Raw genomic sequence first — 12,149 nt, 5'->3', positions numbered from 1 at the left:
CAATGCATCGAACTATGCACACCAAGATGTGCCACGCAACGACTATGCGCAAACCTAGGCATGCCAAGTTATGCACGCTATGGTGAGGACCGACACGCAAAGCCGCAGCTCAACCGACGATCACCAAGACGAGGAGGTGGCCACATTGGGCCAGACACCCGGGCCGCCGCCGGATCACGGCGCACCCAACACCGACCCCCCGCACCGCTGGGAGATCATCCGCGATGAGATCGTGAGGGAGATCCTTGGCGGGACATACCCGCCCGGCTCCTTGCTCCCCTCCAACGCCCAGATACAACAACGCTGGGGGGTGTCATCCACCACCAGCCGCAAAGTCCTTTCCGAGCTGGCCGACGCCGGATGGGCCCGCTCGCAGGGCACACGCGGCTACATTGCCACCGCAGGACCACAGGCCCAGCAGTACCGAACCGCCGACAACCTCAGGGGCGCTCAAGGGGCCACCATCGTTGACCCGCAACCGCACCTGCCCGCATCCCACGCCCACGACGCGCAGGATCGTCCAGCCGCGCTACCGCGACCCGCGCATACCGTCCCGCTCGCTGGCGGCATCGCTCCGATCCTGACCACTGTCACGAATGTCAGCGTCCAGCCGGAGCCCGCCCCCTCTGAGGTCGCCCACGCCCTTACCCTCCCCGGTCCCGGCGCCCCCGTCCTCGTACGCCGTCACGTGCTCACCGATTCCACCGGCCGAATTCCCGTCGAGCTGTGGGCGGCCTACCTTCCCCCCGACCTCCCCGGAGATGGCCCGCTTGCCAAGCCCGAGCCCATAACCGCCACCTGGCCCCAAGCGCTCTCGACCCACACGGCGCACTCTGTCACCACAGCAAGTAGCCACATCCGCGCCCGCCGGCCCGACCCCTACGAAGCCCACGCCCTCAACCTCAGCACCGCCGACATCGTCCTCATCCGAGCGACCACCTTTTACGCTGAGGGCAAGCCCATCAGCCATGCCATCAGCGTCTGGCCTGCTGACAGCACCCAGTTGTCCGCAGAAAGCCACTCTGTCACCTAAAGCCCGCCCTGAGCGCAGATCTCCGCGTTAGGCTCTCGTTGTCTACCCGGCCGATCTTCGGGAGCCGCGCATGACAGAGCCGTTGCACAGCACTGACCCCCGCAGTCTCGGCCGCTACCGCATCACCGGCCGACTCGGCCGAGGCGGGATGGGCATCGTCTACTTGGCCGAGGCCGAACACGGAAAACAGGTCGCAATCAAGGTCATCAACCCCGACCTTGCCAACGACCAGCATTTCCGCGACAGGTTCCGCCACGAAGTCGAAGCCGCTCGCAAAGTCCGCCCATTCTGCACGGCGCCCGTCCTAGACGCCGCACTCAACGGCCATCCGCTCTATGTCGTCACTGAATACATCGCTGGCCCTACCCTCGAAGAAGCAATAGCTGACACCGGGCCCCTGAACGGTTCAGACCTCACCGCCTTAGCCGTTGGCGTCGCCACCGCCCTAGCCGCCATCCACGACGCGGGCATTGTCCACCGGGACCTCAAACCGTCCAACGTCATCCTTTCCGGCGTAGGGCCCCGCGTCATTGACTTTGGCATCGCCAAAGCAGCCACCCGCGACAACCTCACACGCGCCGGCCAATACCTCGGCACCCCCGCCTACCAAGCCCCCGAACACATCCACGGCGGCCCCATCACTCCGGCAACCGACGTATTCTCATGGGCCTGCGTCGTCGCATTCGCCGCAACCGGACACGACCCCTTTTCCGGCACCGTCCATGACACTCCACGCCTAGAAACTTTCGATCACGAGCTACGCGATCTCGTGACACGAGCCCTCAGCAAGCATCCCGGAGCACGCCCCACCGTCGCCGAGCTGCTCGACCGCCTCACCGGCCGCACCAGCCAACCACCCCCCTCCACCCCAAGCCCCCCGCCTCAGTTCGGCACCGCAGGGACCACAGGCGAGCCACGCCAGCACATCAGGGCTCTTTTCCCCATTCTCACGATCATCGCCGTGATAGCGGCCGTCATCGTCACCGTTCCTATTACAGCCGCCGTCTTAGACAGTAATTCCAGCCGGGCCAACACCGGAACCTTGTCACCATCGTCAGGCCCTCCAACCATCCCGCCTACTTCGTCCCCAACCTCTACGTCAACTAGTGCAACACCCGCCCCTGATATGAGATCTTCCCCACCTCCATCCATCCCCAGCGATATCTCCCCTCACTTCCTCGGCCGATGGACCGGCACAATCGTCCGCCGCACCACGCGAAGTAGAACCTCCCTCGCTATCTTCACCATCGAAGGAGGCCGCTTCGGTGAAACGGTCGGCAAGGCCCAATTTCCGGACCTCGACTGTGAGGCTTCCTTGGAACTCATTGACGCCACCAATGCACAACTCACCCTCACGGCCAGACAAACCGGCGGTGTCGGAATAGATTGCTTTTCTAGGTGGCGTCTGACGCTCAAATATCGATCTCACGACGCTCTCTCCTATGAATCAACCACCGCACAGTTCCGCTCATCAGGAACGCTCACCAAATCTCAATAGATTCCTTCCGTTTCGGCTTGACTCACCCACCCCACGTCCCCACGGTGGATCCGTACACTTACGGGGGAGCCCTACCTTGCCCACGAAGGAGGAGACATGCGAACCTCACGCAATGATCCGATGATCCGCACACGATGGGTCCTCCTGGTGCTTGCCACACCCCTCTTGATCTTGGCATTCGTCCTGGCCGATGACTTCGCCGTCCGCTTCACCGCCGGGTTCGCCTATACGACGGGTCTCGTCATTCTGGCGATCAGCGAACGCATCATCATCAGCACCCGTTCCAAGCCAGAGACGCGCCTTGCCAACGCACGCCAAGGCTCCATAGAGCCCTGACCACCACCCCCGCTCGTGCGAGGATGGCCCCGGCACCACACACCGATGGGCCGCTAACCGGAGAGGGCTCACTGCCTATGCTGCTGCGAGTGATCGCGGAACACGCCACGCACACGTTCCACGACATCCTGTCGCTTGCCCCCTCACCCTCACCCTCACCCGAAAGCGGGCCCGACACGGCGAACCTTGCCCGCTGGATACGCGACATCTTCGGCCCGATCTTCCTGGTGATCGTGTCCATCGTCGCGATCTTCTTCCTGTTCACACGCGAGATCACCCGCTTCGTTCAGTTCGTCCTTCTCGCGATCGCCATCGGCGTGGTCTTCTACGTCCCCAACATCATCGAAGTGGTTGCCGTGGCGATCGCCAACGCCCTGGGGGTGGAGTAGACCGCCTTACCGTGCCACTCCGCAATGCTGAGGCCGGGGCCCGCGCCCCTGGAGACCCAGCCTCAGACACTCCACCGGCCCAGCCCGCGAGCGCGCAAGGGAATCCGTGGCACCGTGACCGCCACCTCGCTTCTTCACCGGGCACACCCGCCTTCATCCCCTATCGCGCCCAGGCTCCGCGCGATCTCCTTCGCGATACCGGCCACCTCCCCCAGACCTCCCAGAGGTCTCCGTTGGGTCTTCCCGTGTTCACTCACAACGCGGTCAAACCGTTCGTCTGCGTCGCCCCACTCGACCCACCACAACTCACTGTCTCGGTAGGCGACGACCACCCGGTTCTCATCGCCCCACACGTCCAGATCGACGCCTAGTCCGTCCAGCGCGGCCAGGAGTTGCCTCAACGGCCTATCCATCCTTCCCTCCTTCCATCCACCGGCCTTCTGCGCGACGTTCCGCCCCCGCGTGTAGGTGTTCTGTGTGAGGCTTTTCCCTACTAGGTCAAGGGCCCGCGCACGCGCGGGCCGACCGCGTGGCCGGGCCCGCCCACAGCAGGCCGGGGGACTGTGGACGGACCGCACGCGCTTTGCGCATGCGGCCTCCGGCCGTTCGCAGCGCGGCGCCCGCCCACAGCCCCCGGCAACGCTGTGGACGGCCCGCAACACTGGACGCCCACGGGACCAGGCACCAGAGCCCTGCACCCTCAGCACCGCGCCGGGGCCGCGGCTTCTACGCAGGTCACACCCTTAGGTGGAAGGTGCCCACGGCGCCGGCTGACTCCCTCACGGTCGCCCCTACGGGGTGGCCTACGGCCATCGACCGGCCCCGACCCGCGCCGTTCCCAAGGGAAGCCGCAACCCTCTAACCTGCCGCTGGCCCACCGGGGGTTCCCTCGATTACGGGCGGCACGCTCGGCGACCTGCCAGCCTTACTGGCCTCTTCACCTTCGATCACCGTGGAACCGCAGGCCGAACACTGGTTCCGCTTCCGCTCCAGCACCACGCGCGGACAGTTCAACACCGCCGCCATCTTGATCAGCATTGCAGGGGTGGCATTGCGGGTACCGCGTTCGATCTCACTGATCAGGCTGAACGCCACACCGCACGCTTCCGCAAGCTTGGCTTGCGTCAACCCTGCCTGTTCGCGCGCATACCTCACGGCGTCAGGTTCGTGACGCAGCGGCCCCCGTGGCCGTCGTCTCGACACCGGGCCAGTCATGCTCTGCCGCCTCCATCGTCCTTCCATATCCTCATGTCCTGATCGCCCCCCATCAGCCCAGGCACCCGCCCCGGCTGTCGTCCCGGTTACCGGGCCGCGGGTCTACGGAGCTTTCTCTCGGTACGTCAGCCACTTCCCGCACGCGCCCGCCCATGCGGCACGCGATCCCGGTCAGCGCACCGGCCGCACGCCGCCGACCGCCTCACCGTTGGGGACGTCGTCCTTCCATTTGCTGACCCAACTGACGCCCCGCTCGGTGCGCTGCGCGCGCCACGAAGAGGGCTTGGCCGCATGCGCAGCCGTGACATGGCGCACCGTGCCGACCGTCCCCACCTGAGCGCGCTGCAACACCTCCTGCACGTGCCCTGCCGCGATCGCCGGGTCATCGGTCACGCCGCACGCATGCAAGTCCGGCACATCCCACGAGTACAGGTCGCGCGGTCCGGGTCGCTGCCAGCCGTAGAACTCGGCGATCCCGTCGCCGCTGGTCTTACCATCGTTCATAGGTCGGATCTCCGTTCCGGCCGAGGCCCCGGCCGGTGGTGAGATCACCGCGCCCGGGGCCGCCTTCGTCTTGAGACCGGGGCAGAACCGTTCGCCTTACCGACTCTCGGCGTCCGCCCCGGTATCGACAGTGAATCCACCTCACGGGACGCAAAGGGAGAGGAGAATGCAGGAGAGGGGACGGAGACACAGAGTCTCCCCCTGATCACAGCGGAAGGGTTCCGCCATGACCGACCAGCGCCCCCCGGCATGGGCAGTCCGCATCAACTCCGAGCGTGAGGCGCGCGAGTGGGGGAAGTGGGAGATGGCCCGCCGCCTGCTCGGCGCCCTGAACATCAAGCCCACGCAAGACAAGGTGAAGAACCTTGCCCGGCAAATCCTGGACTGGGAAAAGGGCAAACACTTCCCCCGCGACTGGGCCCAGGCGTACGCCACGGCGTTCGACATCCCACACGAAGAGTTGTTCGGCGCGGATGAGGCGACGGCCCCCCGCACGGGTACCGTGGAAACAAGCACCACTCCCGATCTAGAGGACGACGAAGTGAAACGCCGCGCGGCCCTGCAACTCCTCACCGCCATCACCGCAGGCGCCGCCGTCCCACCTGGCACCCTCGAACACGTCCTGTCCGGCATCGATGACGCCCTAGGCAATCCGCTCGACCTGGACGGATGGGAAGCCGTAGTCCACGAGTACGGCCAGGTGCTCGCCACCCGCCCCGCCGGAGCACTGGTCGCCGACCTGACCGCCGACATCGTCGCCGTGGGCAAGCTCCTCAAACGGCACCGTGACGAGTCGGACCAGGCCGGATTGCTGCGCGTCAGCGCCGGACTCTCTGGACTCCTGGCGATCGACCTCGGCGACACCGGCAATCAGCGTGCCGCCCGCGTCGCTTGGAGTACCGCAGGTCGCGCCGCCGACGGCTCTGGCGACCAAAGCCTACGGGTGTGGGTACGCGGACGCGCCGCACAAGATGCCGCGATGGCGGGACGACCGGCGAGCGTCATTGTCGGCCTCGCCGAGGAGGCCATGCGCATCGCCGACGACGTACCCTCAACCGGACTCGCACGGGCGCATGCCGCACGCGCCTACGCCGCTACCGCGCTGGGGGACACCGCCCAAGCCCATGCCTCACTGGCGGCGCTGACACGTACCTTCGACTGCTTGCCCGATAGCACAGGCAGCCAGACCAGTCCCTTGTCTTACGGCGCAACCCAACTACTCTGGGCCAAATCGTATGTGCAGGCTCTCACCGGCGACGATCGGGCGGACGAGACCGTAGCGCAAGCTTTGGCTCTCTACCCCCCTAGCGCAGCGGCACCGATCACCAACCTGTCACTCATGCAGGCCGCCATGCTTGTTAACTCTGGCGAGATCAACACTGGTCTAGAACACGCGATCACGAGTCTCCGATCCAGCCAAGGGCGAGTGACGAGCGCAGGTGCTCGTCTGATCACCGGCAAGATTCTCAATGCTGTGCCGGAACAGGCACGGGCGCTCTCGGCTGCACGGGAACTACGGGCCATCACGGCCCACAACTGAAGAAAGAACCAGACCGCCCCGCCTACCGTACCCAGGCGGCAACGGTGCAGGCATTGGTTCCCAACCAACCCCACCACCCAGCCCTTCACCCGAAGCCCGCTCCGCGGTCTAGCAGTACACCCCGCGCCCAAGAGGCGCTCACCAGGGCGGCCCACGGTAGGCGCACAGCTGGCCACCGTTGCGCAAACCGAGCCGGTCACACCGTCAAACCCCCGCGCAACCAAGCGAGCGCCAAGCGGCCGGATCCGTCCTTGACCGGGGACCCCTCCGGCAGGCCGCCCCTGGCCCAATATCGGGCAGCCCACAGGCAGCCCAGAGCCCCGGGAGGCTAGCAGCCTGCCGCCCCAATCAAGGCCGGATCCGTCCGCCCACCGTGCCGCCCTAGCCCAGACCACCGTTGAGCACGGCGGAGAAGTGTCACAATCCGGTATCCGTCTTGCCGGACCCGCTGGGCCCCATGACCGCGAGCACCTCGCCGTCGTGCAGGGACACATCGGCGCCGCGCAGCGCGGGCGTGAGACCGAAGTTCTTGTGGAGGTCATGCCCGGCGAGCACCACCATGCCGCTCATCCTCGCCCCGCCTCGGGACGGTCCCGCACCTCGCGGGCCAGGTCGGCGAGCCGTCCAGCCGCGTGGTCGATCCAGCGCAGGTCGGCCTCGATGTGGAAGAGCCGGTAGTCGGCGAGCAGGGAGTCCCGTACCACGCGGGACTCGCGCCGCGACGCGGTCAGCGCGCGCATCGCGGCCATGTGGCGGGCGCGCTGGGCGTCCAGGAAGCGCTCGGCGGACCGGCCGGAGACCAGCGCCAGCACCACCTTCGTGAAGAGCACGGTTTGGAGCTGGGGCTGTGGATCCTCCGGCTCGGCCAGCCAACGGTCCAAATCGGCCACCCCTTCCGGGGTGATCGCATAGCGCTTGCGCTCCGGACCGGCACCCGGTTCCACCCCTACGACCTCGGCACGGCCATCGCGTACCAGCTGGGCCAGCGTCCGGTAGACCTGGCCGAAGCGGATCGGCTTCGCGTCGCCGAACCGGCGGTCGTAGGACTGTTTCAGGTCATAGCCGTGGCGAGCGGCCTCCTCGATCAACCCCAACATGGCGTACGACACAGTCATGCGGGGGACTATACACAGCAGGTATACCTGTTGTGTAGAGTCGCCGAAGCCCGGTTTCCGCCCGGTGTTCCGATCGGTTCGGGGAGCGGCCGATGGGGTGAGGGCTTGGCCGCGGGGCGCCGGCCTGCGCGGTCAGCCCTTGCGCCGGCCGTCGTGCGGCGCCTCCACCAGCGGCGTGTCGACCAGGTGCTCGATCAGGAACCAGGTCTGAAGCTCGCCGGTACGGATGACGTCGGAGACCAGGATGTCGTTGGTGCCGTCGTCGCCCATCTCCTGCGCGCGGGCCGCCACCTCATGGGACGTGGTCAGGATCGTCTCGTGCACCTGGATCAGCCGCGACAGCATCGCGGGGACCTCCTCCACCCCGTCCGGCGGACGCGGCACCACGGTGATCTCCGCGACATGGCGGGGGTCTCCCACCGCGACGCCGCCGAGCGTCTGGACCCGCTCGGCCATCAGGTCCACCAGCTTGAGCTGCTCCTCGGCGTGCTTGTCGAGCAGCAGGTGGAGCTGGAAGAACGTCGGGCCGCGCATCAGCCAGTGGTACTTCTTGTAGAGGCTGTAGAGGATCTGGGTGTCGGACAGGATCTGGTTGAGGCTCTGGCAGGAGTACATCCGGGACTCGAACGAGAGCCCGAGCGGGAACATCCGGACCGTGCCGAATTCCTGGATCTGATTGCCGTCGACGTGCACCCACGGCTGGCTGCGCGTCTTGACGGTCTCCTGGCTGGTGCGTCGGGCGGCCAACGGACAACTCCCCTCACGATCACGGAACGAACAGGTCTACCGTTCCCGGAAACCCCCAGATGCCGTCCCCGGCCCGGATCATCAGGACGCCAAAAAAACTTGGGCGATCCGCCGTGGCGTCTGCGCACGCACCGCACGACCAGGCCCGACCGGGGCTTATTTGCGCGGCTTGCCTGATTCGCCCGAGGATGTGGTTCTAGGCTGGCCGCTGTGACCCCTGGGCAAACGGTGATCGACGGCCGCTTCCAGCTGAAGGAGCAGCTCGGCCGCGGCGGGATGGGGACGGTCTGGCGCGCGCTCGACCTCGCCCTGGAACGCGAGGTCGCCCTGAAGGAAGTCCGCCTCACCGAGACCGACGACGCCGAACGCAACTCCAGCATCGCGCGGATGCGGCGCGAACGCGTGATGCGGGAGGCTCGCGCCCTCGCCCGGCTCCACCATCCGAACGTGGTGACCATCCACCACATCGTCGATTCGCCCGAGCTGCCGCACCCGTGGCTGGTGATGGAGCTCGTCCGCGGGCAGTCCCTCCAGGACCGGCTGGCAGCGGGACGGATCCCGCCCGGCGAGGCGGCGGCCATCGGGCGCGGGATCCTGGCCGCCCTCGCCGCCGCCCACCAAGCGGGGATCCGCCACCGCGACGTCAAGCCCGCCAACGTCCTGCTGCGCATGGACGGGACACCGGTGCTCACCGACTTCGGCATCGCCGTCCTGGAGGACGCGTCCCGCGTCACCGCCACCGGAGGACTGGTCGGGTCGCCCGAGTACATCGCCCCCGAACGCCTGCACGGCCGGGAAGGCGATCCCGCGTCCGACCTATGGTCCCTTGGCGTCCTGCTGTACGTGGCGGTAGAGGGGCATAACCCGCTGCGCCGTCCCACCACGGCGGCGACGCTCGCCGCGGTCATGGCGGGCCAGATCCCGCCGCCTCGCAACGCCGGTCCCCTCGCGCCCGTCCTGCAAGCCTTACTGGTACGGGACCCGGCCGCCCGGCCCACCACGGCCCAGCTCGACCAGATGCTCGCCCAGGCCGCGGGCACCGGCGGCGCGCAGCCCCTACCGGGCCCCGCCCCCGCCTCTCCGCAGAGCCCCCAGCCGTCACCCGTCCCCGGGCCGACGACGAACCCGAACGCCCCCTTCCCCAGCGGCCCGCACACCGCTCCCCCGCCCGTGAGGCGCCGCCGTTCCGCCACGGTCCCGGCCGTGCTCGGCGTGCTGGCCGTCGGCACGATCGCCACGGTTCTCGCAGCGATCTTCATCGTCGTCCCGAAGGTCGTGGAAGGCTTCCGCCTGACGATCACGGAGACGGAGGGCCCCACCGCCACCGCGCCGACGGCGTCCAAGAGCACCGCGCGGGGGAACCAGAGTGGCGGCGGCGCCGCGCAGGGCGGGACCCTGCTGACACCGGCGGCGATCCGCGACGTCATCAAGAAGTTCGAGGCCGCCTCCGGCAGCACGCTGTTCGCCCAGTTCACGGTCTACGAGCAACGCGCCAACGCCGACGCCCCCGTACCCGGGCGCCGCTCCGCGTTCGACAACTACACCTACGAGCGGGGAGCGGACGCGGCGGTACGCAGCCGGCCGAGCATCGCCATCACGACGGGGGACGCGAAGGTCGACCTCAACACCTTCGACTGGGACGCGCTGCCGAGCCTGATGCGCCGCGCGGAGCGCACGCTGAGAGTCCCCAAGCCGACCAGCAGGTACATCCTCGTGAGGGCCGCCTGGGTCTTCAACGGCAACAGGCCGACCATGATGATCTACTTCACCGACGAGTACGGCGGCGGCTACCTCGCCGTGAACACGAAGGGCCAGGTGGTGAGCAGCCACCCGGCCGATTCGTAGCCGCTCCGCGAAGACCCCGGGACCGGCCGGGGATCGGGTTCGGTGGAGGGCGGCGCCGGCTGCGCACGTGCCGGCAGGAGCTGATCGCCATCTGCCGGCAGGGGGGCTTCACTCCCCGCATCGGCTCGCACAGCGACGACATAGTGGTCGTGCAGGCCCTCGTCGTCGCCGTCTTGGCCGCGCTCACCCGCGCCGCGGCACTGTTCTAGATCGCTCCGTGTGGTGAAGACTGGGCGGTGTGGAATTCTTCGTCTACCACCAGGACCGGCCCGGATCCTTACCGTTGCGTGAGGAACTGGCCGAGAGGCATTGGTCCTACATGGACCGGTTCGCGAAGGGGATGATCGCTCGCGGGCCGACCTTCGCCGAGGACGGGGTCACGCCGACCGGAAGCGTGCACATCGTCGATCTGCCGGATCCCGCGACGGCACGGGCGTTCGCGTTCGACGAGCCCAACTACCAGGCCGGCGTGTACCGGGACGTCCTGCTGCGCCGGTGGCGCAACCTGCTCGGACGAACGATGTGGGAGTTCGCCGGTGGCCGGGACGAGGGCGACCGGTATCTGGTGCTCGGTCTGGGCGCGGGACGGCCGGTGGACCTGGCCGTGCCGGACGACCGGGACGAGCTGATCGCGTACGGGCCGTTGCTGTCCGATGACGGGGACACCTGGCTGGGGACGGCCGTGCTCGTCCGGGCGGAGGGCCCGGACGCGGCGCGCGGCGTTCTGACCGAGGGCCGGTACGCGGACATCGAGGTGCACGACTGGGCGTTCGGCGGGCGCCGCTAGGCGGTGCGGTAGCGGCTGTTGGTGGCGTGCCATTCGAGGCCCCCGGCCATCCAGGCGCGCAGCCCGCGCAGGAAGCGTTGCAGGTCGGGGGACGGGATCACGGTCAGGGCCTGGTGGGAGCGTTCGAAATCGCGGACCAGGCCGTTGTGGAGGTCCACGGCGCGCTCGGTCGCCTCGTCGACCGAGCAGCCGCGGTCGGCGGCGATCAGGAGGACCAGGTTGCAGACCGGCTTCTCGTCGGCCGCGTCCTTGGCCACCGAATGCAGATCGTTGACGATCACGCTGGCGGTGCCCGCCTGCATCGCGGCGCGGCGGACGCGCGGCTCGTAGAAGAGGGCGGCCGGGACCTCGTAGCCGCCCACGACGTCGATCAGGGACATGGACGTGTAGAAGCTGTCGTGCTGGCGGGCGGCCAGATACTCCCAGGCGGGCGGGTGCTCGCCGGTCTCCCGCCAGGCGGCGTAGGCCGTCCAGCTCACGAACATCGCGAAGGTCGAGTAGCAGACCCGCTGGACCTGCGCCGGGGTGGCGTGGCGGTTCAGATGCTCCGTGGCCGAGCCGAGCATGCGGCGGACCAGATCGTCGCGCAGGGCCGCCTGGAGGGGCGGGGTGAGATCACCGGCGGGCGGGACGGGGTCCATGGCCGCCATCACCAGCGCCAGACGCGGCGGGAGCAGCGCGGGTACGGCTCCCAGGGCGGTGTCGTCGGCGTAGTAGTCGTCCGCGGCCCACCACGCGGCGTTCAGTTGGGCGGCGACCAGGAGCGCGTCGGGGTCGTCGGTGTCGGGATGCGCGAGGGTCGCCAGCCGCCCGAAACCGGCCTCGGCCAGCGCGGCCAGTTCGTCCTCCCGGAATCCCTGGTCGTCCGCCCAGGCGAGCAGCCGGGCCTCCACCTCACCGGCGAGGGTGTCGTCGACGCGTTCCGGCGCGGGGCAGTAGAGCGGCGAGTGGGAGCCGTCGCCCCATGGCCGCTCGGCGTAGGCCGAGGGGACGCCGAGGCCGATCGGCGAGTCGCGGCTGGGGCGTGCGGCGGCCAGCAGCGAGGGCAGCCGGGCCGCCGTGGTTCCCAAGGCGCCCCACTCGGGGGGCGTGATCCGCGGGGGGCGCAGGCTCCTACAGGGCTCAAGCATGGTCGTTTCA

The 12,149-nt window shown here is 68.2% G+C and carries 14 protein-coding genes; 7 read left to right on the top strand and 7 right to left on the bottom strand.

Features of this window, described 5'->3' with window-relative positions; genetic code table 11:
- The first annotated feature begins 79 nt into the window (after window positions 1-79).
- The 4 genes from ACGWYJ_RS02085 to ACGWYJ_RS02070 all read left to right on the top strand — a co-directional run bounded on the left by ACGWYJ_RS02085 (window position 80) and on the right by ACGWYJ_RS02070 (window position 3,256).
- Complete coding sequence (locus ACGWYJ_RS02085) at window positions 80-1,033, top strand: GntR family transcriptional regulator (RefSeq protein ID WP_395103760.1); 954 nt, start codon at window positions 80-82, stop codon at window positions 1,031-1,033.
- Between the two features lie 70 nt (window positions 1,034-1,103).
- Window positions 1,104-2,531, top strand: coding sequence for a serine/threonine-protein kinase (locus ACGWYJ_RS02080; RefSeq protein WP_395103759.1), 1,428 nt, complete (start codon window positions 1,104-1,106; stop codon window positions 2,529-2,531).
- Between the two features lie 96 nt (window positions 2,532-2,627).
- Window positions 2,628-2,867 (top strand): hypothetical protein, encoded by a 240-nt coding sequence (locus tag ACGWYJ_RS02075; protein ID WP_395103758.1) that lies wholly within the window; start codon window positions 2,628-2,630, stop codon window positions 2,865-2,867.
- A 77-nt stretch (window positions 2,868-2,944) separates the two neighbouring features.
- Complete coding sequence (locus ACGWYJ_RS02070; RefSeq protein ID WP_395103757.1) at window positions 2,945-3,256, top strand: hypothetical protein; 312 nt, start codon at window positions 2,945-2,947, stop codon at window positions 3,254-3,256.
- A 134-nt stretch (window positions 3,257-3,390) separates the two neighbouring features.
- On the opposite strand, the gene ACGWYJ_RS02065 is transcribed toward ACGWYJ_RS02070, so the two are convergent.
- The 3 genes from ACGWYJ_RS02065 to ACGWYJ_RS02055 all read right to left on the bottom strand — a co-directional run bounded on the left by ACGWYJ_RS02065 (window position 3,391) and on the right by ACGWYJ_RS02055 (window position 4,975).
- Complete coding sequence (locus ACGWYJ_RS02065; protein ID WP_395103756.1) at window positions 3,391-3,669, bottom strand: hypothetical protein; 279 nt, start codon at window positions 3,667-3,669, stop codon at window positions 3,391-3,393.
- 445 nt (window positions 3,670-4,114) lie between these two features.
- Window positions 4,115-4,411: a helix-turn-helix domain-containing protein gene (locus ACGWYJ_RS02060; protein ID WP_395103755.1), complete on the bottom strand. Its 297-nt coding sequence runs from the start codon at window positions 4,409-4,411 to the stop codon at window positions 4,115-4,117.
- Between the two features lie 231 nt (window positions 4,412-4,642).
- A complete protein-coding gene (locus ACGWYJ_RS02055) occupies window positions 4,643-4,975 on the bottom strand; it encodes a hypothetical protein (protein ID WP_395103754.1) in 333 nt (110 codons plus the stop codon).
- A gap of 226 nt (window positions 4,976-5,201) precedes the next feature.
- Here ACGWYJ_RS02055 and ACGWYJ_RS02050 point away from each other — a divergent pair, with 226 nt between their 5' ends.
- Complete coding sequence (locus tag ACGWYJ_RS02050) at window positions 5,202-6,515, top strand: XRE family transcriptional regulator (RefSeq protein ID WP_395103753.1); 1,314 nt, start codon at window positions 5,202-5,204, stop codon at window positions 6,513-6,515.
- A gap of 417 nt (window positions 6,516-6,932) precedes the next feature.
- Here the strand turns inward: ACGWYJ_RS02050 and ACGWYJ_RS02045 are convergent, their stop codons facing one another.
- The 3 genes from ACGWYJ_RS02045 to ACGWYJ_RS02035 all read right to left on the bottom strand — a co-directional run bounded on the left by ACGWYJ_RS02045 (window position 6,933) and on the right by ACGWYJ_RS02035 (window position 8,377).
- On the bottom strand, window positions 6,933-7,076 hold the full coding sequence (locus ACGWYJ_RS02045) for a hypothetical protein (RefSeq protein WP_395103752.1): 144 nt from the start codon (window positions 7,074-7,076) through the stop codon (window positions 6,933-6,935).
- Window positions 7,077-7,081: 5 nt separating this feature from the next.
- Window positions 7,082-7,630: a PadR family transcriptional regulator gene (locus tag ACGWYJ_RS02040; protein ID WP_395103750.1), complete on the bottom strand. Its 549-nt coding sequence runs from the start codon at window positions 7,628-7,630 to the stop codon at window positions 7,082-7,084.
- Between the two features lie 132 nt (window positions 7,631-7,762).
- Window positions 7,763-8,377 carry a Dps family protein gene (locus ACGWYJ_RS02035; protein WP_395103749.1) on the bottom strand — a complete coding sequence of 205 codons (615 nt, stop codon included), beginning with the start codon at window positions 8,375-8,377 and terminating at the stop codon, window positions 7,763-7,765.
- 210 nt (window positions 8,378-8,587) lie between these two features.
- Here ACGWYJ_RS02035 and ACGWYJ_RS02030 point away from each other — a divergent pair, with 210 nt between their 5' ends.
- Complete coding sequence (locus ACGWYJ_RS02030; protein ID WP_395103748.1) at window positions 8,588-10,222, top strand: serine/threonine-protein kinase; 1,635 nt, start codon at window positions 8,588-8,590, stop codon at window positions 10,220-10,222.
- A gap of 238 nt (window positions 10,223-10,460) precedes the next feature.
- Window positions 10,461-11,009 (top strand): YciI family protein, encoded by a 549-nt coding sequence (locus ACGWYJ_RS02025; RefSeq protein WP_395103747.1) that lies wholly within the window; start codon window positions 10,461-10,463, stop codon window positions 11,007-11,009.
- On the opposite strand, the gene ACGWYJ_RS02020 is transcribed toward ACGWYJ_RS02025, so the two are convergent.
- Entirely contained in the window at window positions 11,006-12,139 is a 1,134-nt protein-coding gene (locus tag ACGWYJ_RS02020; protein ID WP_395103745.1) for a family 2 encapsulin nanocompartment cargo protein terpene cyclase, read from the bottom strand. The two genes, ACGWYJ_RS02025 and ACGWYJ_RS02020, sit on opposite strands and share 4 nt — an antisense overlap.
- Window positions 12,140-12,149: the final 10 nt, after the last annotated feature.

Source organism: Actinomadura sp. SCN-SB, from assembly GCF_043906805.1.
In the GTDB taxonomy this organism is placed as follows: Bacteria; Actinomycetota; Actinomycetes; order Streptosporangiales; family Streptosporangiaceae; genus Spirillospora.
Note: the sequence above shows the minus strand (reverse complement) of the source record. Positions and strands in the feature narration are given on the sequence as shown.